At 66.6% G+C, this 26,321-nt stretch carries 23 protein-coding genes; 3 read left to right on the plus strand and 20 right to left on the minus strand.

What is annotated here, in order from left to right:
* Position 1 precedes the first annotated feature (1 nt).
* The 11 genes from rpsC to AC1RN5_RS09690 form a co-directional block, all read right to left on the minus strand.
* Positions 2 to 763, minus strand: coding sequence for a 30S ribosomal protein S3 (rpsC, locus tag AC1RN5_RS09640; protein WP_215340963.1), 762 nt, complete (start codon positions 761 to 763; stop codon positions 2 to 4).
* The gene (gene rplV, locus AC1RN5_RS09645) at positions 763 to 1,143 is read right to left on the minus strand and encodes a 50S ribosomal protein L22 (protein ID WP_421931205.1); all 381 of its coding nucleotides are present in this window, start codon (positions 1,141 to 1,143) and stop codon (positions 763 to 765) included. Before rplV ends, rpsC begins: the two co-directional genes overlap by 1 nt.
* 1 nt (position 1,144) lies before the next feature.
* Positions 1,145 to 1,423 (minus strand): 30S ribosomal protein S19, encoded by a 279-nt coding sequence (gene rpsS / locus AC1RN5_RS09650; protein WP_056730050.1) that lies wholly within the window; start codon positions 1,421 to 1,423, stop codon positions 1,145 to 1,147.
* A 3-nt stretch (positions 1,424 to 1,426) separates the two neighbouring features.
* On the minus strand, positions 1,427 to 2,263 hold the full coding sequence (gene rplB / locus AC1RN5_RS09655; protein WP_421931204.1) for a 50S ribosomal protein L2: 837 nt from the start codon (positions 2,261 to 2,263) through the stop codon (positions 1,427 to 1,429).
* Positions 2,264 to 2,267: 4 nt separating this feature from the next.
* Positions 2,268 to 2,567 carry a 50S ribosomal protein L23 gene (locus AC1RN5_RS09660; protein WP_421931203.1) on the minus strand — a complete coding sequence of 100 codons (300 nt, stop codon included), beginning with the start codon at positions 2,565 to 2,567 and terminating at the stop codon, positions 2,268 to 2,270.
* Positions 2,567 to 3,205: a 50S ribosomal protein L4 gene (rplD, locus tag AC1RN5_RS09665; protein WP_215340968.1), complete on the minus strand. Its 639-nt coding sequence runs from the start codon at positions 3,203 to 3,205 to the stop codon at positions 2,567 to 2,569. The genes AC1RN5_RS09660 and rplD overlap by 1 nt, the downstream gene beginning before the upstream one ends.
* The gene (gene rplC / locus AC1RN5_RS09670; RefSeq protein WP_421931202.1) at positions 3,205 to 3,960 is read right to left on the minus strand and encodes a 50S ribosomal protein L3; all 756 of its coding nucleotides are present in this window, start codon (positions 3,958 to 3,960) and stop codon (positions 3,205 to 3,207) included. Before rplC ends, rplD begins: the two co-directional genes overlap by 1 nt.
* Positions 3,961 to 3,973: 13 nt before the next feature.
* Complete coding sequence (gene rpsJ / locus AC1RN5_RS09675; protein WP_056730043.1) at positions 3,974 to 4,282, minus strand: 30S ribosomal protein S10; 309 nt, start codon at positions 4,280 to 4,282, stop codon at positions 3,974 to 3,976.
* A 323-nt stretch (positions 4,283 to 4,605) separates the two neighbouring features.
* Positions 4,606 to 5,358: a hypothetical protein gene (locus AC1RN5_RS09680; RefSeq protein ID WP_493040955.1), complete on the minus strand. Its 753-nt coding sequence runs from the start codon at positions 5,356 to 5,358 to the stop codon at positions 4,606 to 4,608.
* A 75-nt stretch (positions 5,359 to 5,433) separates the two neighbouring features.
* Positions 5,434 to 6,273: a GIN domain-containing protein gene (locus tag AC1RN5_RS09685; RefSeq protein ID WP_493040956.1), complete on the minus strand. Its 840-nt coding sequence runs from the start codon at positions 6,271 to 6,273 to the stop codon at positions 5,434 to 5,436.
* Between the two features lie 90 nt (positions 6,274 to 6,363).
* Positions 6,364 to 7,851, minus strand: coding sequence for an adenosine deaminase family protein (locus AC1RN5_RS09690; RefSeq protein WP_493040957.1), 1,488 nt, complete (start codon positions 7,849 to 7,851; stop codon positions 6,364 to 6,366).
* A gap of 163 nt (positions 7,852 to 8,014) precedes the next feature.
* Here AC1RN5_RS09690 and AC1RN5_RS09695 point away from each other — a divergent pair, with 163 nt between their 5' ends.
* The gene (locus AC1RN5_RS09695; RefSeq protein ID WP_493040958.1) at positions 8,015 to 9,001 is read left to right on the plus strand and encodes an MBL fold metallo-hydrolase; all 987 of its coding nucleotides are present in this window, start codon (positions 8,015 to 8,017) and stop codon (positions 8,999 to 9,001) included.
* Between the two features lie 72 nt (positions 9,002 to 9,073).
* Positions 9,074 to 9,856, plus strand: a complete 783-nt coding sequence (locus tag AC1RN5_RS09700) for a beta/gamma crystallin-related protein (RefSeq protein ID WP_493040959.1) — start codon at positions 9,074 to 9,076, stop codon at positions 9,854 to 9,856.
* Between the two features lie 81 nt (positions 9,857 to 9,937).
* On the opposite strand, the gene tuf is transcribed toward AC1RN5_RS09700, so the two are convergent.
* The 4 genes from tuf to rpsL all read right to left on the minus strand — a co-directional run bounded on the left by tuf (position 9,938) and on the right by rpsL (position 14,215).
* Positions 9,938 to 11,128, minus strand: a complete 1,191-nt coding sequence (tuf, locus tag AC1RN5_RS09705; protein WP_421931186.1) for an elongation factor Tu — start codon at positions 11,126 to 11,128, stop codon at positions 9,938 to 9,940.
* Between the two features lie 48 nt (positions 11,129 to 11,176).
* On the minus strand, positions 11,177 to 13,255 hold the full coding sequence (fusA, locus tag AC1RN5_RS09710; RefSeq protein WP_493040960.1) for an elongation factor G: 2,079 nt from the start codon (positions 13,253 to 13,255) through the stop codon (positions 11,177 to 11,179).
* A 102-nt stretch (positions 13,256 to 13,357) separates the two neighbouring features.
* Complete coding sequence (rpsG, locus tag AC1RN5_RS09715) at positions 13,358 to 13,831, minus strand: 30S ribosomal protein S7 (RefSeq protein ID WP_293492233.1); 474 nt, start codon at positions 13,829 to 13,831, stop codon at positions 13,358 to 13,360.
* Positions 13,832 to 13,843: 12 nt separating this feature from the next.
* Positions 13,844 to 14,215, minus strand: coding sequence for a 30S ribosomal protein S12 (rpsL, locus tag AC1RN5_RS09720; RefSeq protein WP_111278705.1), 372 nt, complete (start codon positions 14,213 to 14,215; stop codon positions 13,844 to 13,846).
* A gap of 328 nt (positions 14,216 to 14,543) precedes the next feature.
* Between rpsL and AC1RN5_RS09725 the strand changes: the two genes are divergently transcribed.
* A complete protein-coding gene (locus tag AC1RN5_RS09725; protein ID WP_493040961.1) occupies positions 14,544 to 15,155 on the plus strand; it encodes a hypothetical protein in 612 nt (203 codons plus the stop codon).
* A gap of 59 nt (positions 15,156 to 15,214) precedes the next feature.
* On the opposite strand, the gene AC1RN5_RS09730 is transcribed toward AC1RN5_RS09725, so the two are convergent.
* From AC1RN5_RS09730 to rplJ, 5 genes are all read right to left on the minus strand, one after another.
* Positions 15,215 to 16,327, minus strand: coding sequence for a ferritin-like domain-containing protein (locus tag AC1RN5_RS09730; RefSeq protein WP_421931194.1), 1,113 nt, complete (start codon positions 16,325 to 16,327; stop codon positions 15,215 to 15,217).
* Between the two features lie 160 nt (positions 16,328 to 16,487).
* Positions 16,488 to 20,681, minus strand: coding sequence for a DNA-directed RNA polymerase subunit beta' (gene rpoC / locus AC1RN5_RS09735; RefSeq protein ID WP_421931193.1), 4,194 nt, complete (start codon positions 20,679 to 20,681; stop codon positions 16,488 to 16,490).
* 92 nt (positions 20,682 to 20,773) lie between these two features.
* Positions 20,774 to 24,862 carry a DNA-directed RNA polymerase subunit beta gene (gene rpoB, locus AC1RN5_RS09740; RefSeq protein ID WP_421931192.1) on the minus strand — a complete coding sequence of 1,363 codons (4,089 nt, stop codon included), beginning with the start codon at positions 24,860 to 24,862 and terminating at the stop codon, positions 20,774 to 20,776.
* Between the two features lie 350 nt (positions 24,863 to 25,212).
* Positions 25,213 to 25,593, minus strand: a complete 381-nt coding sequence (gene rplL, locus AC1RN5_RS09745) for a 50S ribosomal protein L7/L12 (protein WP_421931191.1) — start codon at positions 25,591 to 25,593, stop codon at positions 25,213 to 25,215.
* A gap of 45 nt (positions 25,594 to 25,638) precedes the next feature.
* Complete coding sequence (rplJ, locus tag AC1RN5_RS09750) at positions 25,639 to 26,154, minus strand: 50S ribosomal protein L10 (RefSeq protein WP_493041484.1); 516 nt, start codon at positions 26,152 to 26,154, stop codon at positions 25,639 to 25,641.
* Between the last annotated feature and the right edge of the window lie 167 nt (positions 26,155 to 26,321).

Raw genomic sequence — 26,321 nt, forward strand, 5'->3', positions numbered from 1 at the left:
CCTACGCTCCGGCCTGGTCGCGACGGTCACGGCGCGGCCCACGGTCCGGACGGTCGCCCGAACGGTCACGTCCGCCGCCTTCGCCGGCCGGGCCGGATTCGGTGGCCAGACGCTTGTCCAGCGCCATCGGGTCATGGTCGAGGACTTCGCCTTTGAAGACCCACACCTTCACGCCGATGATGCCGTAGGTGGTCTTGGCTTCGGTGACGCCGTAGTCGATGTCGGCCCGCAGGGTGTGACGCGGAACGCGACCCTCGTGATAGCTCTCGGTCCGCGCGATTTCGGCCCCGCCGAGGCGGCCGGCCACTTCGACCCGCATCCCCTTGGCGCCCAGACGCAGCGCGCTTTGCAGCGAGCGCTTCATGGCGCGGCGGAAGGCGATCCGGCGTTCCAGCTGCTGGGCGATGTTCTCGGCCACCAGTTGGGCGTCGGTTTCGGGCTTGCGGATCTCGACGATGTTCAGGTGAACCTCGCCGTCGGTGATGGTGTTGACGTCCTTGCGGAGCTTGTCGATGTCCGCACCCTTCTTGCCGATGATCACGCCAGGGCGCGCGGCATAGATGGTGATGCGGCACTTCTTGTGCGGACGCTCGATGATGATGCGCGAGACGCCGGCCTGATAGAGACGCTTCTTCAGCATCTTACGGACCTTGATGTCTTCGTGCAGCAGCTTGCCGTACTCCGGACCGTCGGCGAACCAACGGCTGTCCCAGGTGCGGTTGATGCCGAGGCGAAGCCCGACCGGATTTACTTTCTGACCCATCAGGCAGCCTCACCCAGTTCGCGGACCACGATGGTGATCTCGCTGAACGGCTTTTCAATGCGCGACGCACGGCCGCGAGCGCGGGCGGCGAAACGCTTCATCACCAGGTTCTTGCCCACGAAGGCCTCGGCGACGACCAGGGAGTCGATGTCGAGGTTGTGGTTGTTCTCGGCGTTGGAGATCGCCGAATAGAGCGCCTTGCGGACGTCCTGGGCGATGCGCTTGGGGCTGAACTCGAGTTCGTTCAGGGCCCGCTGCACCTTCAGGCCGCGGATCGACTGGGCCACGAGGTTCAGCTTCTGAGCCGAGGTGCGCAGGGTGCGCACCTTGGCCATGGCTTCAGCGGCCTCGAGCCGACGGGGTTTCGCTTGCTTGGACATGCTACTTCCTCTTCGCCTTCTTGTCGGCGGCGTGGCCGGGGAAGTACCGGGTGGGCGCGAACTCACCGAGCTTCATGCCGACCATGTCTTCGCTGACCAGCACGGGGACGTGCTTCTGGCCGTTGTGCACGCCGAACGTCAGACCGACGAACTGCGGCATGATGGTGGAGCGGCGCGACCAGGTCTTGATCACGTCCTTGCGGCCGGACCCTTGGGCGGTCTCGGCCTTCTTGAGCAGGTATCCGTCGACGAACGGACCTTTCCAGACGGAACGGGTCATGGATTAACGAGCCTTCCGAGCATGGCGCGAACGGATGATGTACTTGTCCGTCGTCTTGTTGGTGCGGGTCTTGGAGCCCTTGGTCGGCTTGCCCCAAGGCGTGACCGGGTGACGACCGCCCGAGGTGCGGCCTTCGCCGCCGCCGTGGGGGTGATCGACCGGGTTCATGACGACGCCGCGGACGTGCGGGCGGAAGCCCATGTGACGCGTGCGGCCGGCCTTACCCAGGACCTGGTTCATGTGGTCCTGGTTGGACACCGCGCCGACCGTGGCCATGCAGGTGTCCTGGACCATCCGGAGCTCGCCCGAACCCAGACGGATCTGGGCGTAGCCGGCGTCGCGGCCGACCAGCTGGGCGTAGGCGCCGGCGGACCGGGCGACCTGGCCGCCCTTGAGGGGCTTCAGCTCGATGTTGTGGATGATCGTGCCGATGGGCATGCCACGAAGCGGCATGGCGTTGCCCGGCTTCACGTCGGCCTTCTCGGAGGCGATCACCTGGTCGCCGACCTTGAGGCGCTGCGGAGCCAGGATGTAGGACAGCTCGCCGTCCTCATACTTGATCAGCGCGATCCAGGCGGTGCGGTTGGGGTCGTATTCCAGGCGCTCGACGGTCGCGGGCATGTCCCACTTCCGGCGCTTGAAGTCGACCATCCGATAGAGGCGCTTGGCGCCGCCGCCGCGGAAGCGGACGGCGATACGGCCACCGCCGCCACGACCGCCGGACTTGGTCAGGCCCTGAACCAGGGACTTGACCGGCCCGCCCTTGTGGAGCTCGGAACGGTCGACCAGCACCAGGCTACGACGGCCCGGCGAAGTCGGATTGTAATGCTTCAGAGCCATCGGCTTAGAGCCCCGTGGTGATGTCGATCGACTGGCCTTCGGCCAGGGTCACGACAGCTTTCTTGACGTCCGAGCGACGGCCCGGACGGCCCCGGAAGCGCTTGGTCTTGCCCTTGACCACCAGGGTGTTGACCTTGGTGACCGTGACCTTGAACAGCGCTTCGACGGCTGCGGAGATTTCGTCCTTGGTCGCGTCCATGGCCACGCGGAAGACGACCTTGTTCTGCTCGGAGAGCAGGGTGGCCTTCTCGGTGATCACGGGCGACAGGATCGCGTCGTAGTGGCGGGCGACGGGGTTAGCCATCACGCGGCCTCCTTCTCAGCGAAACGAGCGTTGATCGCATCCACCGCGTCCTTGGTCAGGACCAGCGTATGGCGACGCAGCACGTCATAGACGTTGAGGCCGGCGTTCGGCAGCACATCCACGTTGGGAATGTTGCGAGCGGCCAGGGCGAAGTTGTTGTCCACTTCGGCGCCGGCGATGATCAGCGCGTTCTTCAGGCCCATGGTGTCGAACTGGGCGCGAAGGGCGGCGGTCTTCGGATCGGTCAGCACCGCGGCGTCCAGGACGACCAGCGAGCCGGTCTTGACCTTGGAGGACAGCGCATGGCGCAGGGCCAGGGCGCGGAACTTCTTGGGCAGGTCGAAGGCGTGGCTGCGGACCACGGGACCGTGGGCCTTGGCGCCGCCGACGAACTGAGCCGCACGGCGCGAACCGTGACGAGCGCCGCCGGAGCCCTTCTGCTTGTACATCTTCTTGCCCGTACGAGAGACCTCGTTGCGGACCTGGATCTTGTGGGTCCCGGCGCGGCGCTTGGCGAGTTGCCAGGTCACCATGCGCTGAAGGATGTCGCCACGGATCTCGTCGATGCCGAACACGGCGTCGGACAGTTCGATCGAACCACCCTTGGCGCCGTCAAGTTTGATGACGTCGAGTTTCATTATTCTGCGCCCTCGGCTGCGGGGGCTTCGGCCGGAGCCTCGTCCACCGGCGCCGCGTCAGCGGCGGGAGCGACCTGGCCAGCCTTGCGGAAGCCGCCGGGGACCGGGGCTTCAGCCGGACGAGCCGACTTGATGGCGTCGCGGATCTTTACGTAGGTGCCCTCGGTGCCGGGGACCGCGCCCTTGATCAGGATCAGGCCGCGCTCGACGTCGATGCGCCAGACCGAGACGTTCAGGGTGGTGACGGTTTCCTGGCCGAGGTGGCCAGCCATCTTCTTGCCCTTGAAGGTCTTGCCGGGATCTTGCCGTTGACCGGTGGAGCCGTGCGCACGGTGGGAGACCGACACCCCGTGGGTGGCGCGCATGCCGCCGAAGTTCCAGCGCTTCATGGCGCCCTGGAAACCCTTACCGACCGTCTTGGCCGTCACATCGACCTTCTGGCCGGGGACGAAGTGGTCGGCGGTGAGCTCGGCGCCCACGTCGATCAGGTTGTCCGCGGTGACGCGGAACTCGGCCAGCTCATGCTTGGGCTCGACTTCGCTCTTGGCGAAGTGACCACGCATGGCCTTGGAGGTGTTCTTGGCCTTCTTGACGCCGGCTCCGAGCTGGAGGGCGACATAGCCGTCTTTATCCTGGGTCCGATGAGCGGTGACCTGGCAGCCTTCGAGGCTGAGGACGGTCACCGGCACATGGGTTCCCGCTTCATCGAAGAAGCGCGCCATGCCCAGTTTCTTGGCGATCACGCCGGTACGCATCGACCGATCCCCTCTAGAGCTTGATCTCGACGTCCACGCCGGCGGACAGGTCGAGCTTCATCAGCGCGTCCACGGTCTGCGGGGTGGGGTCGACGATATCGAGCACGCGCTTGTGCGTGCGGATTTCGAACTGCTCGCGCGACTTCTTGTCGATGTGGGGCGAGCGGTTGACGGTGAATTTTTCGATGTGCGTCGGCAGGGGGATGGGCCCCCGCACGGTCGCGCCGGTGCGCTTGGCCGTATTGACGATCTCACGCGTGGAATGATCCAGCACGCGGTGATCGAAGGCCTTGAGCCGGATGCGGATGTTCTGACGATCCATATCGCTCTTCAATTTCCCCTACAGACGACGGTCCGTCCGCGTGACTTTGACCATTTCAAAGACCAACCCAAACGCCCCCCGGGGGAGACGCTCGTACGCGTAAGTCCGCTAAAAACGACATAGGCCCGCGCGAAAGGTTTCCGCGAGGGCCCCGCCCGGTCGCCCAATTTCTCAGGGTTCCGGGTCGTTCTGCGAACCGCGTCTGCGCCTCAAATCACTTCGAAGCGCACAGCCGATCCAACAAGAGGCGCGTCTATACGTGTGCGACTCGGCCTCGTCAAGGCCAGCAACGGCCTCGGTTCAGGAAGTTTCGGAGGCGCGGTTCAGTAGCAGGCCAGGCCCGCGCAGAACTTCTTGCCCTTGGGTCGGCCCCACCGGACATTCCCATCCCCGTCATAGGCCACTTTCGCCTGTCCGGCGAGCAGGCGCACGGTGATCAGCCCCGATCCGCGCATCTCGGCGTCCAGCATGCCGACGGTTCCGCGGTCGTCGATGCGCCCGTCGCCCTTCATGATCAGCTTGGCGGTGGAGGTGACCCCCTGCCCCACCACGATGGTCCCCGAGCCGTCCACGGTGGCCCTCAGGGCGCCGTCCACGTGGCTGGCGATCACCTGGCCCGGTCCGGTCTGGGTCACGGTCAGGCCGCTGGAGAGCGGCCCCAGCCGCCAGGCGCCGCAGCCGCTGGCCGCGAGTTTCAGCGTCCTCCCCGCCCCCGCCTGGCCGAACACCGCGCCGCGGGTGGTGATGTCGGCGTCCAGCGGGACCCGCGCGGTCAGGGTGGGCAGGTCCTTGATGGCGATGGCGCGTCCCCAGCGGCTGACGCCGGCGGCGCTGCAGCGATAGCCGAACACCCAGGGCAGGGTCTGCTCCAGCCAGGAGCTGGCGCCGGTGACCCGGGCCCCGCCGCCGGCCACGGGATGGATGGCCAGCCGCGGATCGGCGGTGAGCGCCATGTCGGCCCGCGCCTCGGGGATGACCACCACCCGGGCCGCGGGGGCGTCCAGGGTCAGGGTCGGCGCGGCCATGGCCAGGGCCGGCGCCCCCAGGGCGATCGTCAGACTGAGCAGGAACTTCATGGCCCGACCAGACCAGAGAAGTTTACATATGTAAATCCCAACCCCCGGAGGACCTCTCCCGCAAGCGGCCGGACCTCAGCCGACGCTCACATTGCCCGAGCCGACGATGGCCTTGGACACCGTGCCGGTCACCGACTTGACGTGGACGTCGCCGGACCCGGCGATCTTCGCCGTCAGGCTGCCGGCCACGCCGTTGAAGTCCACATTGCCCGAGCCGGCGATGGAGGTGGTCACCTGGCTGGCGCGGCCGCCGGAGATCTTGACGTCGCCGGAGCCGGCGATCTTGACGTTCAGCGGGCCCGAGATCGAGGCCACGTCCACGTCCCCGGACCCGGCCACCGACACCTCCAGCGCCCCGGCCACGGCCTGGGTGCGGACGTCGCCCGACCCGGCCACCCGCAGGTTCGCCTCCCCGGCCGAGCCGGTGCTGGTGTCGCCGGAGCCGGCGACGTTGATGTTCATCTTCCCGGCCACATTGCCCACCGTCCAGTCGCCGCAGCCGGCGTTGGAGAGCTCCAGGCTGGCGGTCTTGCCCACCGAGCCGAACACCGCCCCGCCGGCCTCGACCTTGGCGTCCTTGGGGGTGCGGATCACGATCTGGGGCATGTCGTCATAGGCCACGTCGCCGATCCCCGAGACATAGACCCGGGTCCTGCCGCCGCTGCTGTTGCAGCTCTTGATCTTCCGGTCGAGATCGCCGTCGACGATGGTCTTGCCGGCCAGGCTGCGGACCTGCAGGGGCAGGCTCGGATTGGTGGTCAGGAACTCCACCTTGATGTCGCCCCGGTCCTCGGGGATCACCACGACCCGGGCGACGGCGTCCTTGACCTCGACGGTGGCGGCGTTGGCGGCGGACGCGGCGCCGGCCATCAGGGCCAGGGCGGACGCGGCGGCGAGAATGGTCGGGAGACGCATGGGGTCCCTCCTCTTGATGGATCAATCTTGAGGCGACGGTAGACGGCGCCGCCGGCCAAGGCAGCTTAATTCGAGGTCATGACACCGCGGTCATCTGGCGGCCGCCTCGAAGGCCGCCAGCAGCCGCTCGTGCCGCCACTGCTCGCGGGCCTTGTCGCTGGCGGCCAACAGGGCCGCGCAGGGGCCGGGCTTCGGCTCGGCCTGGCCGATCTGGCCGGCGCAGGCCTTGGCCGGCCGCCGATAGGTCCCCGGATCGGACCACAGCCCCTCCCCGCTGAGGAAGGAATAGGCGATGGCGTTGCGCGCCGAGGCCTTCAGGTCGCCATAGCTCGCCCCTTCGCCGGCGGCCCGGGCGTATTCATGGGAGAGGTCGATGCGCAGGATGCCGGCGTCGTCGGTGGAGAGGCTCACCGGCACCCGGCGCTGGCGCAGCCAGGCGTAGGGATGGGCCTTGCCGGAGACCTCCAGGATCTTGTCGTTGGAGGTGAGGTTCACCTCCACCAGGATTCCCTGGGCGGCCATCTCCGCGGCCAGGCCCTCGGCGTCGGCCTCCAGGGGCAGGTCGACCCCGTGCCCAATGCGCCGCGCCCCGGCCACCCGCACCGCCTGGGCGATGTGGAAGCGCAGGTCCTCGGGCGCGGCGTATTTGAAGGACAGCTCGCCGGCGTGCAGGGCCGCCTTGGCGGTGCGGCCGTGGTCGGTCAGATAGTCCACCATCCTCATGTGCAGGCTGTAATTGGCCAGGGCCTGGGGATGGTCCTCCGGCGCCACCAGCTGCAGCCCGACCCAGCGCCGGTCGGCGGCGATCAGCGCCACCCCGAGCTGGAGCTGGGCGAAGGTCTGTTCCGGCGGCCCAACCCGCCCGGCCTGGACCAGGTAGCGCACGGTCACCTGGCAGCCCGGCGCGGCCTCCGGCGTCGAGCACTTCATCACCGCCCGCGCCCGCGCCTCCAGGGCGTCGGTCTCGGCCATGGCGGCCGGAACCAGGGCCTCAAGGCCCGCGGCGCTGTTGGCCGCCTTCTGGGCCGCCAGGTCCCCGCCCTTCCAGCCGACCTTCGCCCCCAGGATCCGCGACGCCGCCCCCTGGGGCGTCACCATGGCCTCGAGATAGAAGGTGTTCTGCCGGGCCAGGCCGTCCATCACCAGGGCCAGGCTATCCCCGCCCCGCCTTGATCCCACCGCCCCGAAGCGCCCGAAGGCGCCGAAGAACTGGTCGTGGCCCGAGCGGTCCAGGAAGTCGGGATGACGCACAGACAGGCTGTCGATCATCGCCGTGCGCAGCAGGTCGTCGCCGCCCAGGCCCGCGGCTGGCTTGAAATCCTCGCCGGGCTGGCAGGGCGGGGTCAGGGCCAGGGTCTTGAGGTTGACGCAGAGGCCGTCCTCCGCCGCCCAGGCCAGCAGGGTCTCGGGGAAGATCGCCCCGGCGATGTGGTTGTGCAGCTCGCCGCCCTTGGGCATCTGGCGCGTGAAGGCGGTCAGCTCGCCGCCGGTCATCCTGGCTAGGTCCGGCGCGGCCTGCGCCCCGCCCGCCGACAGGGCCAGAACCAGCCCTGCGGCCGCCCAGAATCTCCTCGCCATGATCCCCGCTCCTTTGCCGCAGGCGGCCCGAGGCGGAGGGGGGAGTCAAGAGCTTGGCCGGCGAGACTAGCCCTCGCCCGACCCGCGCGAAAGTTAACGATCGGAGATTTGACAGCGCCCCCCGCAGGGCCGCGATCCTGGCTCCATCCTGGGGAGGATCACCATGCCGCGCCTGAAGCTCATCGCCCTGACCGCCCTGGCGCTCCTGGCGCCCCGGTCGGTCGACGCCGAGGCCCCCAGGCCGGCCGCCCAGGCCGTCGCCCCCGGCGTCTGGCTGATCCCCGGCGGCATCGCGCCACGGCGCCAGCCCGACGGCAATACGGTGATCTTCGCCGCCCCCAAGGGCCTGGTGGTGATGGACACCGGTCGCCACGTTTGGCAGCGCCAGGCCATCCTCGACTTCGCGGCGGCGCAGGGCCGCCCCATCGCCGCCATCGTCAATTCCCACTGGCACCTGGACCATGTGAGCGGAAACCCCGACCTGAGGCGCGCCTATCCGGCCGCGAGGGTCTATGCCAGCGCCGCCATCGACAAGGCCCTGACTGGTTTCCTGGCCAAGGGCGCCGAAGATGGTCGGGCCTATCTGAAGGCGGGCGAGCTGCCCAAGGAGACCCTGGAGGACGTCGCCGGCGACATCGCCACCGTCGAGGCCGGCGCGGCCCTGCGCCCCGACGTGGTGGTCACCGGCTCGGAAACCCGGAAGCTCGCGGGCCTGCGGCTCGCGGTGAACCTGGCGCCCCACGCCGCGACGGCCGGGGATGTCTGGCTCTACGATCCCGCCAGCCGCGTGGCGGCGGCGGGGGACCTGGTCACCCTCCCCGCCCCCTTCCTGGACACCGCCTGTCCCGAGGGTTGGCGCAGGGCGCTGGACCAGGTCTGGGCCACCCCCTTCACGACCCTCATCCCCGGCCATGGCGCCCCCATGACCCGGGCGCAGTTCGGACTTTACCGCCAGGCCTTCGCCGCCGTGATCGACTGCGCCGCCTCCGCCGAGACCAAGGCGGCCTGCGCGGCGGCCTGGACCCGCGCGGTCCAGCCCCTGCTGGGGTCGGATCCCGTCGACCTCAAGCGGGCCCAGGGCATGACCGAGTACTATGTCGGCGATGTCCTGCGGGCTCCTGGCGTGAAAGCGGACTGCCAGACCGCCTAGAAGCTTGGCCTTTTCCGCGCTTCAGCGTCGCCCTAGGGTGGCGGCAGGGACGGTTCTCAATCGGAGTGGGCTATGAAGATCAGGACATGGGCCGCTGGAGCGGCCGCGGCCGCGGGCGCGGCGATCTTGGGGGCCGCGGCCCTGGGAAGCGCCCAGGCGCAGGGCTACAGCGCCCCGCCGCCGGGAAGCTACTGGCAGAGCTGCCAGAAGGTGCGGGTGACCGACGGCGGCCGCCTGACCCTGTGGGCCGAATGCCGCGACTATAGCGGCCGTTACCGGGCGACCAGTCTCGACTTCGAGGGTTGCCGCAGCGAGATCACCAACGAGAACGGCCAGTTGAGCTGCCGAATGGCCGGGCCCTATGGCGGCCCGGGCGGCCAGGGGGGCTATGGCGACCGGGGCGGCTACGGCAGCGGAGGCTGGGGCTCCGGTGGCGGCTATAATGGGGGTTACAGCGGCGGCGGCTACGGCAACCAGGGCGGCTACGGAAACCAAGGCGGCTATGGAGGCCAAGGCGGCTATGGCGGCCAAGGCGGTTACAATGGCGGTTATAACGGCGGCTACAACGGCGGCTACAACGGCGGCTACGAGCGCCCTCGGGCCCGGGGCGGCTCCATCACCCTCTATGACGGCCTGAACTTCACGGGCGGGGCCTACGCCACCAGCACCGAGATCACCAACCTGCCCAAGCAGAACAATGACCGCACCCTCAGCATCAAGATCGGCCGGGGCGCGTGGGAGGTCTGCACGGACAAGGACTTCGGCGGCCGCTGCCTGATCCTGGACAAGGACGTGGCGGACCTGAACCGGATCGGCCTGGCCTACGCCATCACCTCCCTGCGGCAGGTCCGATAGCGCCATAGGAAAAGGGCCGCCCGGGTTTCCCCGGACGGCCCTGATCTTGTCATCCTGCCCCCAAGAGGGAGCGGGTAGAGACTACTCGACGATCTTGGAGACCACGCCGGCGCCGACGGTGCGGCCGCCTTCGCGGATGGCGAAACGCAGGCCCTGGTCCATGGCGATCGGGGTGATCAGCTCCACGTCCAGCTCGGCGTTGTCGCCCGGCATGATCATTTCCACGCCTTCCTTCAGCTTGATGATCCCGGTCACGTCGGTGGTCCGGAAGTAGAACTGAGGACGGTAGTTGGTGAAGAACGGGGTGTGACGACCGCCCTCTTCCTTGGTCAGGATATAGGCCTCGGCCACGAACTTGGTGTGCGGGGTGATCGAGCCCGGCTTGCAGAGAACCTGGCCGCGCTCGACGTCTTCACGCTTGGTGCCGCGCAGCAGCACGCCCACGTTGTCGCCGGCCTGACCCTGGTCCAGCAGCTTGCGGAACATTTCCACGCCCGTGCAGATGGTCTTCTGGACGGGGCGGATGCCGACGATCTCGACTTCCTCGCCGACCTTGACGATGCCCTTTTCGATCCGGCCGGTCACCACCGTGCCGCGGCCCGAGATCGAGAACACGTCTTCCACCGGCATCAGGAACGGCAGGTCCACCGGACGCTCCGGCTGCGGGATGTAGGCGTCCACCGTCTCCATCAGCTTCAGGATCGACTTCTCACCGATCTCCGGATCGCCGCCGTCCAGCGCCACCTTGGCCGAACCCATGGTGATCGGGATGTCGTCGCCCGGGAACTGGTACGACGACAGGAGCTCGCGCACCTCCATCTCCACCAGCTCCAGCAGCTCGGCGTCGTCCACCAGGTCGACCTTGTTCATGTAGACCACCAGGGCGGGCACGCCCACCTGGCGGGCCAGCAGGATGTGCTCGCGGGTCTGCGGCATCGGGCCGTCGGCGGCCGACACCACCAGGATCGCGCCGTCCATCTGGGCCGCGCCGGTGATCATGTTCTTCACATAGTCGGCGTGGCCGGGGCAGTCGACGTGGGCGTAGTGACGGTTGGCCGTCTCATATTCCACGTGCGCGGTGTTGATCGTGATCCCGCGCGCCTTCTCCTCCGGAGCCGCGTCGATGTCGGCATAGGCCATCGCCTTGGCCCCACCGGCCTTGGCCAGCGTCATCGTGATCGCGGCCGTCAACGTCGTCTTGCCATGGTCAACGTGACCAATCGTGCCGATGTTGCAGTGCGGCTTAGTGCGTTCGAACTTTTCTTTAGCCATTTCAAGCTCCAGCCCTGTCCGGGCTCGTCCTCTAAACTAGGGTTGGGGTTAGGCGTACTTCTTGATCACTTCGTCGGCCACGGCCTGCGGCACCGTCTCGTAGTGATCGTAGGTCATGGAGAAGTTGGCGCGTCCTTGGGAGAACGAGCGCAGGGTGTTGATGTAGCCGAACATGTTGGCCAGCGGCACGAAGGCCGTAACCACCTGGGCGTTACCCCGGGTTTCGGTGCCCTGAATCTGGCCGCGGCGGCTGTTCAGGTCGCCGATGACGTCGCCCATATATTCGTCGGGCGTCACCACTTCGACCTTCATGACCGGCTCGAGCAGCTTGGGAGCGCCCTTCTCGCGAAGTTCGCGGAAGGCGGCGCGGGCCGCGATTTCGAAGGCCAGGACCGAGGAGTCGACGTCGTGGTAGTTGCCGTCATACAGCGTGGCCTTGAAGTCGATCAGCGGGAAGCCGGCCAGCAGGCCGTTTTCCTTGGAGGTGTCGAGACCCTTCTGAACGCCGGGAATGAACTCCTTCGGGATCGAGCCGCCGACGACGGTGTTCTCGAAGACGAAGCCCGACCCGGGCTCGCCCGGCTCGAACAGAATCTTGACGCGGGCGAACTGGCCCGTACCGCCGGTCTGCTTCTTGTGAGTGTAGTCGATGTCGGCCTTGCGGCCGAGGCTCTCGCGATAGGCCACCTGCGGCGCGCCGATATTGGCGTCGACCTTGTAGGTGCGACGCAGGATGTCGACCTTGATGTCCAGGTGAAGCTCGCCCATGCCCTTCATGACCGTCTGGCCCGACTCCTGGTCGGTGAAGACCGTGAAGGACGGATCCTCGGCGACCATCTTGGCCAGGGCGACGCCCAGCTTTTCCTGGTCGGCCTTGGACTTCGGCTCGATGGCGATCTCGATGACCGGCGCCGGGAAGTCCATCTTCTCCAGGATGACTGGCGACTTCAGGGGGTCGCAAAGGGTATCCCCAGTGCGGGTGTCCTTGAGGCCGGCCAGGGCGACGATGTCGCCGGCGAAGGCTTCCTTGATGTCCTCGCGATTGTTGGAGTGCATCAGCAGCATGCGGCCGACGCGTTCCTTCTTGTCGCGGGAGGAGTTCAGCAGGCCCATGCCGGTTTCGAGCTTGCCCGAATAGATGCGGCAGAAGGTCAGCGAGCCCACGAAGGGGTCGTCCATGATCTTGAAGGCCAGAACCGACAGCGGCTCCTCGTCGGAGGCCTTGCGGACCACCGGCTCTTCCGTCTTGAAGTCGATGCCCGGGGTCGGCGGAATGTCGATCGGCGAAGGCAGGTAATCGACCACGGCGTCGAGCAGGGGCTGGACGCCCTTGTTCTTGAAGGCCGAGCCGGCGAGGATCGGATAGAAGGCGCCGGTCAGAACCGCCTTGCGCAGGCACTTCTTGATGACCTCGACCGACGGCTCTTCGCCGCCCAGATAGGCTTCCATCGCCTCATCGTCGAGTTCGACCGCGTTCTCGATCAGGTAGTGGCGGGCTTCTTCAGCCTTGGCCTGCATGTCGGCCGGGATTTCCTCGTCGCGATAGGTCGCGCCCAGGCCGTCATTGTCCCAGACCACGGCCTTCATGCGGACCAGGTCGACGATGCCCTTCAGCGAGGCTTCCGAGCCGATCGGCAGTTGGATCGGCACGGCCTTCACGCCCAGGCGATCACGGATCGTCTTCAGGCACATTTCGAAGTCGGCGCCGATCTTGTCCATCTTGTTGACGAACACGATGCGCGGAACGTTGTAGCGGTCGGCTTGGCGCCAGACGGTCTCGGTCTGGGGCTCCACGCCCTGGTTGCCGTCCAGCACCGCGACGGCGCCGTCGAGCACGCGCAGCGAGCGTTCGACTTCAATGGTGAAGTCCACGTGGCCGGGGGTATCGATGATGTTCAGGCGGTGACCGTTCCAGATGGCGGTCGTCGCGGCCGACGTGATCGTAATGCCGCGTTCCTGCTCCTGCTCCATCCAGTCCATGGTGGCCGCGCCATCGTGGACCTCACCGATCTTATGGCTCTTGCCGGTGTAGTAGAGAATCCGCTCCGTGGTCGTGGTCTTCCCGGCATCGATGTGGGCCATGATGCCGAAGTTACGGTAGTCAGAGATTTTGTGCGCGCGGGCCATAGCGGATAGCTCTGCTGGAAAAGGCGTTCGGGATAGGCTGAACGAACAGCGCGGGCGGTTTAACTCAAACCGCCCGCGCCGAAAAGGGATGGTTCGTGCTGGTTACCAGCGGTAGTGCGAGAAGGCCCGGTTGGCTTCGGCCATCTTGTGGGTGTCTTCGCGCTTCTTGACGGCGGAACCCCGGTTCGAGGAGGCGTCCAGCAGTTCGCCGGCCAGCTTCTCGGTCATGGTGTTCTCACCGCGCTTGCGGGCGGCGGTCACCAGCCAACGGATGGCGAGAGCCTTCCGCCGGTCGGGACGCACTTCGACGGGCACCTGATAGGTGGCGCCGCCGACCCGGCGGGAGCGGACTTCGATGCCCGGCGCGACGTTTTCCAACGCGGCGTGGAAGGTTTCCAGGGGACCCTGGTCCTTGCGCTTGGCTTCGAGGATGTCGAAGGCGCCGTAGAGGATATTCTCGGCGACGGCTTTCTTGCCTTCGTACATCACGTAATTCATGAACTTGGTGACCGTCAGGTCCCCGAACTTCGGGTCGGGCAGGACTTGACGTTTCTCGGCGCGACGGCGGCGGGACATTCTTCTTATTCCTTACTTAGGACGCTTGGCGCCGTAGAGCGAACGACGCTGCTTGCGATCCTTGACCCCTTGGGTGTCGAGCACGCCGCGCAGGATGTGGTAACGGACGCCAGGAAGGTCCTTAACCCGGCCGCCGCGGATGAGCACGACGGAGTGCTCCTGCAGATTGTGGCCTTCGCCCGGGATGTAGCACACCGCTTCGATGCCGGTGGTCAGACGCACCTTGGCGACCTTACGAAGCGCGGAGTTCGGCTTCTTCGGGGTCGTCGTATAGACGCGGGTGCAAACGCCACGGCGCTGAGGGCAGCCCTTGAGGGCCGGCACCTTGTTGCGCACCGGCTTATTCTGCCGGGGCTTGCGGATGAGCTGATTGACTGTTGGCATCTATTCTCTGCTCTGGAGGCGTGTGCCGTTGGGCCGTGGCGCCTCAGTTGGGGTCCGTATTCAAAAGCTCCGAAACCGGCTCGCTGAACGCAAAAACTCGCCGGCGCGCTTTGGGTCGCGTTCCGGCGGGTCTGGCTGTCCGTTTCGGGACTTGCCGTTCAACGGGGCGAAGGGAAGAATCCCCGGCCTCGAAAGGAGCGCGGTTCATACTCGCCAAGCCCCTCGGCGTCAACGTTTGCGAAAGCGCGCGCGCCTCGCCTGCTTTCGGACATGAATTCGCCCCGCCCGTCCTCGCCCTATGGCGAAGGTTGCAGGAACGGGACTGGGCATGGGGAACGGGAGGCGCTGGCGACTGGGAGCCCTCGCGGCGGCGTCCCTCATCGGCCATGTGGCCGTCCTGTCGGTCCTGGCGGTCAACCACGCCAAACCGGCGCGCTACGAGCCCGCCCCGGTGTTCGAGGTCACCATCGCGCCCCGCATTGTCGAATCGATTCCCCAGGCCTCGCCCCGGCCGCGGCCGCAGCTGCGCCCCCGTCCCTCGCGCCTGCGGCCGGACGATCTCTCCGTCGCGCCGTTGTTCGTGCCCGAGGCGCCGCCGCCGGCCACCCCGGCGCCCACGCCCCCCAGCCTGACGCCCCAGCTCTCGGCCACCCTGCGCCGCAGCCTCGGCTGCGCCAATATCGGCGGCTCAGGCCTGAGCCAGGCCGAGCGGGACGCCTGCATGGAACGTCTGGGCGAGGGGGCGAAGACCGCGGTCTATATCCCGCCGGGCCTCAGTCGCGCCAAGCAGGCCCTGCTGGATCAGGCCGCCGCCAAGCGAAAGGCCTATCGCGACTATCGCGACGCCCCGATGCCCCCGGGGCTCTCCACCTCCGACGCCGCCGGCGGCCTCACCGGCCTTGGTGACGCCGCGCCCCACAAGACCACCGTGCCCTTCTAGCCCGCGACGCAGAACGGCCCGGGGTCGCCCCCGGGCCGCCCGCAGGACGCCATGAGGTCCTAGGCGGCGATCACCTCGTCGCCGCGCATCAGGGGGGCCTCCAGGGTGGCCCAGTCGATCTGGCCGTCGTGCTTGAGGTTCTCGAACTGCAGGACGCCGAGGGCCTCGAACTTCGGACGGATCTTCTCGGTCAGCAGGCCGATCCGCTTCAGGTTGGGGATCATCCGCTCGAACAGGAAGGTGCGGAAGGCCCGGCCGCCCTGGGTGGCGTTGTTGATCTCGATCGCCTCGGCCTCGGTGAAGCCGAACTCCTGGGCCACGTTGGTGGAGACCAGGCGGTCGCGCATGACCAGGCAGGCCTCGTAGGCGAACTGGGCCCGCTCCTCGATCTGGTCCTCCGGCAGGGCCCGGATCCAGTCCTCCAGATAGTTCACCCCGAAGGCCACGTGCCGGCCCTCGTCGCGCATCACCAGGCCCACCACGTCACGCAGCAGCGGATCCTCGGTGGTCTGGTGGATGGTCTGGAAGGCGGCCAGGGCCAGACCCTCGATGAGGATCTGCATGCCGATGAACTTCAGGTCCCAGCGCGGGTCGGTGAGCACCTTGTCCAGCAGGAACTTCAGGCTCGGATTGATCGGGTAGATCATCCGGCAGCGCTCCATCAGGTACTTGTGGAACACCTCCACATGGCGCGCCTCATCGAAGGTCTGGGAGGCGGCGTAGAGCTTGGCGTCATGGGTCGGCGCGCAGCTCACCAGCTGGGAGGCCACCATCAGGGCCCCCTGCTCCCCGTGCAGGAATTGCGAGAGGGTCTGGGCGTTGGAGCGGTGGGAGAACTCGCGCTTCTGTTCGGCCGTCAGGGCCTCCCACTTGGGATGGCCGGCGAAGCCCTCAGGCCCCTCCCCGGCCGCCACGTCGCGGGGCGGCGGCGGCGCCTGCGTCCAGTCGATGTCCAGCTCGGTGTTCCAGTTGAACCGCTTGCCCAACTCGTAGAGCCGCCGGATCTTGGAATTGGCCGTCTCGTAGTCCCAGTTGTAGGAGCCGGTCAGCGGCGTGTTGAAGATCTCCCGGATCACCTCGACATCGTGGTCCGACAGGCGGGCGGCGAGGTCCTCGGAATCGAAGGTCTGGACCTCGGTGGGCGGTCCGTCGACGAGCGTCACGTGCAGCATGGCTGGCTCCCTTTCGCCCGGTCACGCGCCGGGCTCTAGGGGTGACGATAAAGATGACGCCGGCGTCATCTTTGATCCAGATCAAGAAATACACCTAAACGAAACGGCCCGGGATCGCTCCCGGGCCGCTCGTTAAGCGCACTGACTGGACGGTTTGGGTCTAGCCTTCGACCTTCTCGGCCTCGGCGTCGGCCGCGATGATATCCGGCAGCGGCTCCATCGCCTCTTCGCGGCTGGCCGAGAGGGCCTCGTCGCGCTTGGTGGCGATGCGCTGCAGGTTGCGCAGGTAAGAGCCCGTGCCCGCCGGGATCAGGCGGCCCACGATCACGTTTTCCTTCAGCCCTTCGAGGGTGTCGGTCTTGCCCTGCACCGAGGCTTCGGTCAGCACGCGGGTCGTTTCCTGGAACGAGGCCGCGGAGATGAAGCTGCGGGTCTGCAGCGAGGCCTTGGTGATGCCCAGCAGAACCGGCTGGGTGATCGCCGGGCGGCCGCCGCGGGCTTGCGCCTTGGCGTTCTCCTCGTTGACTTCCGTCATGTCGAGGTGGTCGCCCTTGAGCAGGCCGGTGTCGCCGGGCTCGAGGATCTCGCCCTTCTGCAGCATCTGACGGACGATGGTCTCGATGTGCTTGTCGTTAATCGGCACGCCCTGCAGACGGTAGACTTCCTGGATTTCGTCCACGAGGAACTCGGCCAGGGCTTCGATGCCCAGGATGCGCAGGATGTCGTGCGGATCCGGGTTGCCGTCGATCAGGTACTCGCCGCGGCGGATCACGTCACCGTCGTGGACGGCGATGTGCTTGCCCTTGGGGATCAGGAACTCGACCGCCTCGCCACCATCTTCCGGGGTGATCTTGATGCGGCGCTTGTTCTTGTAGTCGCGGCCGAATTCGACGCGGCCGTCCATCTCGGCGATGACCGCGCAGTCCTTGGGACGACGGGCTTCGAAGAGTTCGGCCACGCGGGGCAGACCACCGGTGATGTCCCGGGTCTTGGCGCCTTCCGTCGACATCCGGGCGATGACTTCACCCGGCTTGATCTCGTCGCCGTCGCCCACCGAGAGGATCGCGCCCACCGGCAGGAGGTAACGGGCCTCGCCGCCGTTGGAGATCCGCATATAGGCGCCGTCGGCGTCCAGGACCGCCATGGCCGGACGCAGGTCCGAACCCTTGGTGGAGGTGCGCCAGTCGATGACCACGCGGTTGGAAATGCCGGTGGCTTCGTCGGCCTCTTCGCGGACGGAGAAGTTCTCCACCAGGTCCTCGAAGCGGATCTTGCCGCCGACCTCGGTGATGATCGGGATCGAGTAGGGGTCCCACTCGGCCAGACGCTGGCCGCGCTTGACCTTCTCGCCATCACGGACCTTCAGGCGCGCGCCATAGGGCGGCTTGTAGGTCTCGCGATCCTTGCCGTCGACCTGCACGCTCATCTGCAGGTTCCGGGAAAGGCAGATCAGCTCGCCGTCAGGGGCGATGACGGTGTTGCCCCCGGCCAGCTTCACGGTGCCGGTGTTGGTGCTCTCGTAGAAGGACTGCTCGGCCACCTGGGCGGTGCCGCCAATGTGGAAGGTCCGCATCGTCAGCTGGGTGCCGGGTTCGCCGATGGACTGGGCGGCGATGACGCCGACCGCTTCACCGATGTTCACCGGGGTGCCGCGGGCCAGGTCGCGGCCGTAGCAGGTCGCGCAGACGCCGTTGGCGGCCTCGCAGGTCAGGACCGAGCGCACCTTCACCGACGGGACGCCGGCGTTGTCGATCAGGTCGCAGATGTTCTCGTCCATATAGGTGTCGGCCGGAACGATGACCTCACCGGTGCCCGGGTCCTTGATGTCCTCGGCGGTGGAACGGCCCAGGATGCGCAGCCCCAGCGAGACCAGGACGTCGCCGCCCTCGATGACCGCGCGCAGGGTGATGCCCCGCGTGGTGCCGCAGTCTTCCTCGTTGATGATGCAGTCCTGCGCCACGTCCACCAGACGACGGGTCAGGTAGCCGGAGTTGGCGGTCTTCAGGGCGGTGTCGGCCAGGCCCTTACGGGCGCCGTGGGTGGAGTTGAAGTACTCCTGGACGGTCAGGCCTTCCTTGAAGTTCGAGATGATCGGCGTCTCGATGATCTCGCCGGAGGGCTTGGCCATCAGGCCGCGCATCCCGCCGAGCTGCTTCATCTGGGCCTGCGAACCGCGGGCGCCGGAGTTGGCCATCATGAAGATCGAGTTGATCTCCAGCTCGCGGCCGTTCTCGTCCTTCGGCTGGGTCGAGATCTCGGCCATCATCTCGTCGGCGACGCGGTCGGTGGCTTTCGCCCAGGCGTCGACGACCTTGTTGTACTTCTCGCCCTTGGTGATCAGGCCGTCGGCGTATTGCTGCTCGTACTCTTCCACCAGCTTGCGGGTCTGGGTGACGATGGGCTTCTTCCGCTCGGGGATGATGATGTCATCCTTGCCGAAGGAGATGCCGGCCTTGGCCGCTTCCTTGAAGCCCAGCCCCATGATCTGGTCGGCGAAGATGACCGTCGCCTTCTGACCGCAGTGGCGGTAGACGATGTCGATCAGGTTGCCGATTTCCTTCTTGGTGAGGTTCTTCTCCAGGAGCCGGTGACCGACCGCCGGGTGGTGCGGGAACAGGGCCGAGATCTTCATCCGGCCGGGCGTCGTGTCGATCAGCTTACGCTCCAGCACGCCGTCGGCGTTCATCTCGCTGTGGCGGGCCTTGATCTTGGAGTGGATGCTGACCACGCCGTGGTCGAGCGCGGCTTCGATCTCGCCCAGGTCGGAGAAGATCTTGCCTTCGCCCGGCTCGCCTTCGCGGGCGAGGGACAGGTAGTAGAGCCCCAGCACGATGTCCTGCGACGGCACGATGATCGGTCGGCCGTTGGCCGGCGACAGGATGTTGTTCGTGCTCATCATCAGCACGCGCGCTTCCAGCTGGGCTTCCAGCGAGAGCGGCACGTGGACGGCCATCTGGTCGCCGTCGAAGTCGGCGTTGAAGGCCGCGCAGACCAGCGGGTGAAGCTGGATGGCCTTGCCCTCGATCAGCTTGGGTTCGAAGGCCTGGATGCCCAGACGGTGCAGGGTGGGCGCGCGGTTCAGCAGAACCGGGTGTTCGCGGATCACCTCGTCCAGGATGTCCCAGACGGCGGGCTGCTCGCGTTCCACCATGCGCTTGGACTGCTTCACGGTGCCCGACAGGCCCTTGGCGTCGAGACGCGCGTAGATGAAGGGCTTGAAGAGCTCGAGCGCCATCTTCTTGGGCAGGCCGCACTCGTGCAGCTTCAGTTCCGGACCCACGACGATGACCGAACGGCCGGAATAGTCGACGCGCTTGCCGAGCAGGTTCTGGCGGAACCGGCCCTGCTTGCCCTTCAGCATGTCGGCCAGCGACTTCAGGGGCCGCTTGTTGGCGCCGGTGATGACCCGGCCGCGACGGCCGTTGTCGAACAGGGCGTCGACGGCCTCCTGCAGCATCCGCTTTTCGTTGCGGATGATGATGTCGGGGGCGCGCAGCTCGATCAGGCGCTTGAGGCGGTTGTTGCGGTTGATGACCCGGCGATAGAGGTCGTTCAGGTCGGAGGTCGCGAAGCGGCCGCCGTCCAGCGGCACCAGGGGACGCAGTTCCGGCGGGATCACGGGGACCACCGACAGGATCATCCATTCCGGCTTGTTGCCGCTTTCGATGAAGCTCTCGATCAGCTTCAGACGCTTGGACGTCTTCTTCAGCTTCATTTCCGAGGTGGTGGTGAGGAGGTCCTCACGCAGCCGGTCGGCTTCCTTGGGCAGGTCGATGGCCCGCAGCAGGCCCTGGACGGCTTCGGCGCCGATCTCGGCGGTGAAGCTGTCGTCCCCGAACTCCTCCTGGTAGCGCATGTACTCGTCTTCCGAAAGCAGCTGGTGCTGCTTCAGCGGGGTCAGGCCCGGCTCGGTGACGATGTAGTGCTCGAAATAGAGCACGCGCTCGATGTCCTTCAGGGCCATGTCCAGCATCATCGAGATGCGGCTGGGCAGGGACTTCAGGAACCAGATGTGGGCGACCGGGCTGGCCAGTTCGATGTGGCCCATCCGCTCGCGCCGGACGCGGGCCAGGGTGACCTCGACGCCGCACTTCTCGCAGATGATGCCCTTGTACTTCATGCGCTTGTACTTGCCGCACAGGCACTCGTAGTCCTTGGTCGGGCCAAAGATCCGCGCGCAGAACAGGCCGTCACGTTCCGGCTTGAACGTGCGATAGTTGATGGTCTCGGGCTTCTTGATCTCGCCGAAGGACCACGACCGGATCTTCTCAGGCGAAGCCAGGGCGATGCGGATACGGTCGAAGGTCGGAACGGCCTGGACCGGGTTGAAGATATTCAGGACTTCCTGGTTCATCAGAATTCCAGTTCGTCAGCAGTTTCAGTGGCGAAGCGGGAGGAGCTGACGGGCCCCTCCCCTCGCATTGACGATGGCGTGCGACGCCGGCGTTAGCCGTTCTCGAGCTCGACGTTCAGGCCCAGGGAACGCATTTCCTTGACCAGCACGTTGAAGCTTTCCGGGATCCCGGCCTCGAAGGTGTCGTCGCCGCGGACGATGGACTCGTAGACCTTGGTCCGGCCGGCCACGTCGTCGGACTTCACCGTCAGCATTTCCTGCAGGGTGTAGGCCGCGCCGTAGGCTTCCAGAGCCCAGACCTCCATCTCCCCGAACCGCTGGCCGCCGAACTGGGCCTTGCCGCCCAGCGGTTGCTGGGTGACCAGGCTGTAGGGGCCGATGGAACGGGCGTGGATCTTGTCGTCCACCAGGTGGTGCAGCTTCAGCATGTAGATGTAGCCGACCGTGACCGGGCGCTTGAACTGCTCGCCGGTCTGACCATCGTAGAGGATGGACTGGCCGGAACGGGCCAGGCCCGCCTTTTCGAGGAGGTTCTCGATGTCGTCGATGTGGGCGCCGTCGAAGACCGGGGTCGCGAAGGGCACGCCCTTGGACAGGTTCTTACAGAGCTCGATCAGTTCCTCCTCGGTGTCGGGGAGTTCCTGATCCTTGCCGTAGATGCTCTGCAGGTGGTCGATCAGGGCCTTCTTCTGGCCGCCGTTCTGCCAGGCTTCCAGCAGTTCGGCGATCTGACGGCCGAGGCCGGCGGCGGCCCAGCCCAGGTGGGTCTCGAAGATCTGACCGACGTTCATGCGCGAGGGCACGCCCAGCGGGTTCAGCACGATGTCCACGTTCTGGCCGTTGGCCAGGTAGGGCATGTCCTCGATCGGCAGGATCTTGGAGATGACCCCCTTGTTGCCGTGACGGCCGGCCATCTTGTCGCCGGGCTGAAGCTTGCGCTTCACGGCCACGAAGACCTTGACCATCTTCATCACGCCGGGGGGCAGTTCGTCCCCGCGCTGCAGCTTGTCGACCTTGTCCTCGAAGCGGCGGTCCAGACGCTTGCGGGCCTCGTCGAACTGGCGGCGCATGGCCTCCAGCTCGCCCATGGCCTTCTCGTCGTCCAGGGCGATCTGCCACCACAGGCCGGGGGCGATCTCTTCCAGCTTCTCGGCGGTGACTTCGCCACGGCCCAGGCCCTTGGGGCCGGAGATGGCGGTCTTGCCGGTGAGCAGGTCGCGAAGGCGCGAGGTCATGTTGCGGTTCAGGATCGCGAACTCGTCGTCGCGGTCCTTGCCCAGGCGGTCGATCTCGGCGCGCTCGATGGCCATGGCGCGTTCGTCCTTGTCGACGCCGTGACGGTTGAACACGCGGACTTCCACGATGGTCCCGGCGACGCCCGGGGGCAGGCGCAGGGAAGTGTCGCGGACGTCGGAGGCCTTTTCACCGAAGATGGCGCGCAGGAGCTTTTCTTCCGGCGTCATCGGGCTCTCGCCCTTGGGGGTCACCTTGCCCACCAGGATGTCGCCCGGCAGGACCTCGGCGCCGATCGCCACGATGCCCGCTTCGTCGAGGTTGCGCAGGGCTTCCTCGCCGACATTGGGGATGTCGCGGGTGATCTCTTCCGGACCCAGCTTGGTGTCGCGGGCCATGACCTCGAACTCCTCGATGTGGATCGAGGTGAAGACGTCATCGCGCACGATGCGCTCGGAGATCAGGATGGAGTCTTCGAAGTTGTAGCCATTCCAGGGCATGAAGGCGACGAGGGTGTTCCGGCCCAGGGCCAGTTCGCCCAGGTCCGTCGACGGGCCGTCGGCGATGACGTCGCCGGTGTTGACCCGGTCGCCCACCCGCACCAGCGGACGCTGGTTGATGCAGGTGGAGGTGTTGGAACGCTGGAACTTCTGCAGGCGGTAGATGTCGACGCCGGCCTTGGTCGGGTCGTTCTCCTCGGTGGCGCGGATGACGATCCGGGTGCCGTCGATCTGTTCGACGACGCCGGCTCGGCGGGCCACCACGACGGCGCCGGAGTCCACGGCCACGATGGCTTCCATGCCGGTGCCGACCAGGGGCGCATCCGACTGGATGAGCGGCACGGCCTGCTTCTGCATGTTCGAGCCCATCAGGGCGCGGTTGGCGTCATCGTTTTCGAGGAACGGGATCAGCGAGGCGGCGACGGAGACCACCTGCTTGGGCGAGACGTCCATCAGGTCGACGGTGTCGCGCGGCAGCAGGCCCGGCTCGCCATTGACCCGTCCGGCCACCAGCTCCTCGACGATCACGCCGTCCTTCAGGGTGATGTTGGCCTGGGCGATGACGTGCTTGGCCTCTTCCATGGCCGACATGTAGACCACCTCGTCGGTGGTCTTGCCGTCCTTGATCCGGCGGTAGGGGCTCTCGATGAAGCCGTACTTGTTCACCACCGCGTGGGTGGCGAGCGAGTTGATCAGGCCGATGTTCGGGCCTTCCGGCGTCTCGATGGGGCAGATCCGGCCGTAGTGGGTCGGGTGCACGTCGCGGACTTCGAAGCCCGCCCGCTCGCGGGTCAGACCGCCCGGGCCAAGCGCCGAGAGGCGGCGCTTGTGGGTGATTTCCGACAGCGGGTTGGTCTGGTCCATGAACTGCGAGAGCTGCGACGAGCCGAAGAATTCGCGCACGGCCGCGGCGGCCGGCTTCGCATTGATCAGGTCGTGGGGCATGACCGTGTCGATATCGACGCTGGACATGCGCTCCTTGATCGCCCGCTCCATCCGCAGCAGGCCGACGCGGTACTGGTTCTCCAGCAGCTCGCCGACCGAACGCACCCGGCGGTTGCCGAGGTTGTCGATGTCGTCGATCTCGCCGCGGCCGTCGCGCAGGCCCACCAGGGTCTTGAGGACCGCCAGCACGTCTTCCTTGCGCAGGATGCGCACGTCGTCGGGGCAGTCGAGCTCCAGGCGGATGTTCATCTTCACGCGTCCGACCGAGGACAGGTCGTAGCGCTCGCCGTCGAAGAACAGCGACTTGAACATGGCCTCGGCGGCTTCCACCGTCGGCGGCTCGCCGGGACGCATGACGCGATAGATGTCGAAGAGGGCGTCTTCGCGGGCCGAGTTCTTGTCCACGCGCAGGGTGTTGCGCATGTAGGCGCCCATGGTCACCTCGTCGATGTCGAGGGTGTCCAGGGTGGTGAAGCCCTGCTCTTCCAGCGCCGTGATCAGCGGCTGGTCCAGCTCGTCGCCGGCTTCGGCGTAGATCTCACCGGTCTGGTGGTTCACCAGGTCGCGCGCCAGGTAGCGGCCCACCAGGGCCTCCGGCGGCAGCAGCAGGGTCTTGAGACCCGCGTCGGCGAACTTCTTGGCGTTGCGGGCCGAGATCTTCTGGCCGGCCGGGGCGATCTCCTCGCCCGTCTCGCCGTCCACCAGAGGATACTCCGGCTTGGTCCCGCGCCAGCGCTCGGGCTTGTAGGGGGTGGCCCAGCCGGCCGCGCCCTTCTTGCCCTCAAGGCGCTTCTCGTAGGGCACCGCGTCGTAGAAGGTGGAGAGGATCTCCTCCCCGTCCATGCCCAGCGCCATCAGGAAGGTGGTGGCCGGCAGCTTGCGGCGACGGTCGATGCGGACGAAGACCACGTCCTTGGCGTCGAACTCGAAGTCGAGCCAGGAACCGCGATAGGGGATCACCCGGGCGGCGAACAGCAGCTTGCCCGAGGAGTGCGTCTTGCCCTTGTCGTGGTCGAAGAACACGCCCGGCGAACGGTGCATCTGCGAGACGATGACCCGCTGCGTGCCGTTGACGATGAAGGTGCCCTTCTCCGTCATGAGCGGGATATCGCCCATGTAGACGTCCTGCTCCTTGATGTCCTTCACGGAGCGGGCGCCGGTTTCCTCGTCGGTCTCGAAGACGATCAGGCGAAGCTTGACCTTCAGCGGAGCCGCATAGGTCATGTCGCGCTGGACGCACTCTTCGACGTCGTACTTGGGTTCCTCGAACTCGTAGGTGACGTATTCGAGCACCGCGCGTTCGTTGAAGTCCTTGATCGGGAAGACGGACTTGAAGACCGCCTCCACGCCCTCGTCACGACGCTCGCCGGCGCGGGTCTCGCGCTGCAGGAACTGTTCGTAGGAGGAGCGCTGAACCTCGATCAGGTTCGGCATCTGCACGGCTTCAGGGATGCGGCCGAACGAGTGACGGATCCGCTTTTTACCGGTGAAGGATTGCGCCATTTTATTCCCTTGAGCGACGCCCGGAACGGTTTCCAGGCGTCAGGTCTTTTATCCCGCGTCCACCCTCGAACGCCCTTGCGGGCGCCGGACGCTGGAGCCCCTGTATCGCCAGGGGCGTTCCCTCGCATGGCCGGAGGGCGGTGGGCCATGCCTCGGAACATAGGCGCGCGTCAGAATCGCGTGTGACACGAATCGTATTTTGCGAAGGAGCCGAGATAATCGCTCTCGCGCAGGATGTGAAGCCCTTATCGAGATTTAGTTCGTCACGGCGTCGGCGGCGAAACGAAAACGGGCCCCGGAGATCGCTCTCCGGGGCCCGCTCGAGACAGGCGGCGAACCGCGCGTCAGTCTTACTTCACGGTGACGGTCGCGCCGGCTTCGGTCAGCTTCTTGGCGACGTCGTCGGCCACTTGCTTGGACACGTTCTCGACGACGTTCTGCGGAGCGCCTTCGACCAGGTCCTTGGCTTCCTTCAGGCCGAGGTCCGGACGGACGCCGCGGACTTCCTTGATCACGTTGATCTTCTTGTCGCCACCGGCGGTCAGGACAACGGTGAACTCGGTTTGCTCTTCGGCGGCTTCAACCGGAGCAGCGGCGCCGGCGGCGGCGGCCACGGCCACCGGAGCGGCGGCGGAGACGCCCCACTTTTCTTCCAGCAGCTTGGACAGCTCGGAGGCTTCCAGGACGGTCAGGGCGGACAGGTCATCGACCAGTTTTTCAAGCTTCGACATTTGGATAGTTCCTTAGGGAGTGGGTGTTGTCGGGGAAAATGACGATCAGGCGGCGTCTTTGGCGGCGTAGGCCGACATGACGCGGGCAAGCTGAGCGGCCGGGGCCTGCAGAACGCCGGCGACCTTGGTCGCGGGAGCTTGCAGAAGGCCGATGATCTTGCCACGGAGCTGGTCCAGCGACGGCAGGGTGGCGAGAGCGCTCACCGCCGACTTGTCCAGCACCTCTTGACCCATGAGCCCGCCGATGACGGTGAACTTCTCGTTCTCCTTGGCGAACTGGGTCGCGACCTTGGCGGCGGAGACAGCGTCCGGCGCATAGGCGATGGCGACAGGGCCGGTGAAGAGGGCGTCGCCCGCCTCGCCGACCGAACCGTCCAGGGCCTTCTGAGCCAGGGTGTTCTTCACCACCTTCAGGTGAGCGCCTTCCTTGCGGAGGCGGCCACGCAGATCGGTCATTTCCGCAACGGTCAGACCCAGATTGTGGGTCACGACCACGGCGCCGGCGTCGGCGAAGACGCCCTTGAGCGTCTCGATCGTCACCTGCTTTTGAGCGCGGTCCATTGCGGTCTCCATACTCAGGTCCAGCCGCCGGACGATTCCGGCGACCGCATAGATGATCGTTGCGTGAGGAAACCCCACGCGGCCGATCAGCCTGTCCGAGAGAAGCCGCAGCCTGCGCGCCCATTCGAAGCGAATGGTCGATGAGGCGTCATCTTCCCGTCTCCCCG

It is taken from the genome of Phenylobacterium sp. GW821-FHT12F10 (assembly GCF_058806695.1).

Bases quoted from the DNA above. Each gene is read 5' to 3' on its own strand.
- AC1RN5_RS09725 (WP_493040961.1), top strand. From the start codon at position 14,544: ATGGGGAACGGGAGGCGCTGGCGACTGGGAGCCCTCGCGGCGGCGTCC.
- rplD (WP_215340968.1), bottom strand. From the start codon at position 3,205: ATGAAACTCGACGTCATCAAACTTGACGGCGCCAAGGGTGGTTCGATC.
- fusA (WP_493040960.1), bottom strand. From the start codon at position 13,255: ATGGCCCGCGCGCACAAAATCTCTGACTACCGTAACTTCGGCATCATG.
- AC1RN5_RS09680 (WP_493040955.1), bottom strand. From the start codon at position 5,358: ATGAAGTTCCTGCTCAGTCTGACGATCGCCCTGGGGGCGCCGGCCCTG.
- AC1RN5_RS09660 (WP_421931203.1), bottom strand. From the start codon at position 2,567: ATGGCTAACCCCGTCGCCCGCCACTACGACGCGATCCTGTCGCCCGTG.
- rplB (WP_421931204.1), bottom strand. From the start codon at position 2,263: ATGGCTCTGAAGCATTACAATCCGACTTCGCCGGGCCGTCGTAGCCTG.
- AC1RN5_RS09700 (WP_493040959.1), top strand. From the start codon at position 9,074: ATGAAGATCAGGACATGGGCCGCTGGAGCGGCCGCGGCCGCGGGCGCG.
- AC1RN5_RS09690 (WP_493040957.1), bottom strand. From the start codon at position 7,851: ATGGCGAGGAGATTCTGGGCGGCCGCAGGGCTGGTTCTGGCCCTGTCG.
- rpsL (WP_111278705.1), bottom strand. From the start codon at position 14,215: ATGCCAACAGTCAATCAGCTCATCCGCAAGCCCCGGCAGAATAAGCCG.
- AC1RN5_RS09685 (WP_493040956.1), bottom strand. From the start codon at position 6,273: ATGCGTCTCCCGACCATTCTCGCCGCCGCGTCCGCCCTGGCCCTGATG.
- rpsG (WP_293492233.1), bottom strand. From the start codon at position 13,831: ATGTCCCGCCGCCGTCGCGCCGAGAAACGTCAAGTCCTGCCCGACCCG.
- rpsS (WP_056730050.1), bottom strand. From the start codon at position 1,423: ATGACCCGTTCCGTCTGGAAAGGTCCGTTCGTCGACGGATACCTGCTC.
- rplJ (WP_493041484.1), bottom strand. From the start codon at position 26,154: ATGGACCGCGCTCAAAAGCAGGTGACGATCGAGACGCTCAAGGGCGTC.
- rpsC (WP_215340963.1), bottom strand. From the start codon at position 763: ATGGGTCAGAAAGTAAATCCGGTCGGGCTTCGCCTCGGCATCAACCGC.
- rplC (WP_421931202.1), bottom strand. From the start codon at position 3,960: ATGCGTACCGGCGTGATCGCCAAGAAACTGGGCATGGCGCGCTTCTTC.
- rpsJ (WP_056730043.1), bottom strand. From the start codon at position 4,282: ATGGATCGTCAGAACATCCGCATCCGGCTCAAGGCCTTCGATCACCGC.
- rpoC (WP_421931193.1), bottom strand. From the start codon at position 20,681: ATGAACCAGGAAGTCCTGAATATCTTCAACCCGGTCCAGGCCGTTCCG.
- rpoB (WP_421931192.1), bottom strand. From the start codon at position 24,862: ATGGCGCAATCCTTCACCGGTAAAAAGCGGATCCGTCACTCGTTCGGC.
- rplL (WP_421931191.1), bottom strand. From the start codon at position 25,593: ATGTCGAAGCTTGAAAAACTGGTCGATGACCTGTCCGCCCTGACCGTC.
- rplV (WP_421931205.1), bottom strand. From the start codon at position 1,143: ATGTCCAAGCAAGCGAAACCCCGTCGGCTCGAGGCCGCTGAAGCCATG.
- AC1RN5_RS09730 (WP_421931194.1), bottom strand. From the start codon at position 16,327: ATGCTGCACGTGACGCTCGTCGACGGACCGCCCACCGAGGTCCAGACC.
- tuf (WP_421931186.1), bottom strand. From the start codon at position 11,128: ATGGCTAAAGAAAAGTTCGAACGCACTAAGCCGCACTGCAACATCGGC.
- AC1RN5_RS09695 (WP_493040958.1), top strand. From the start codon at position 8,015: ATGCCGCGCCTGAAGCTCATCGCCCTGACCGCCCTGGCGCTCCTGGCG.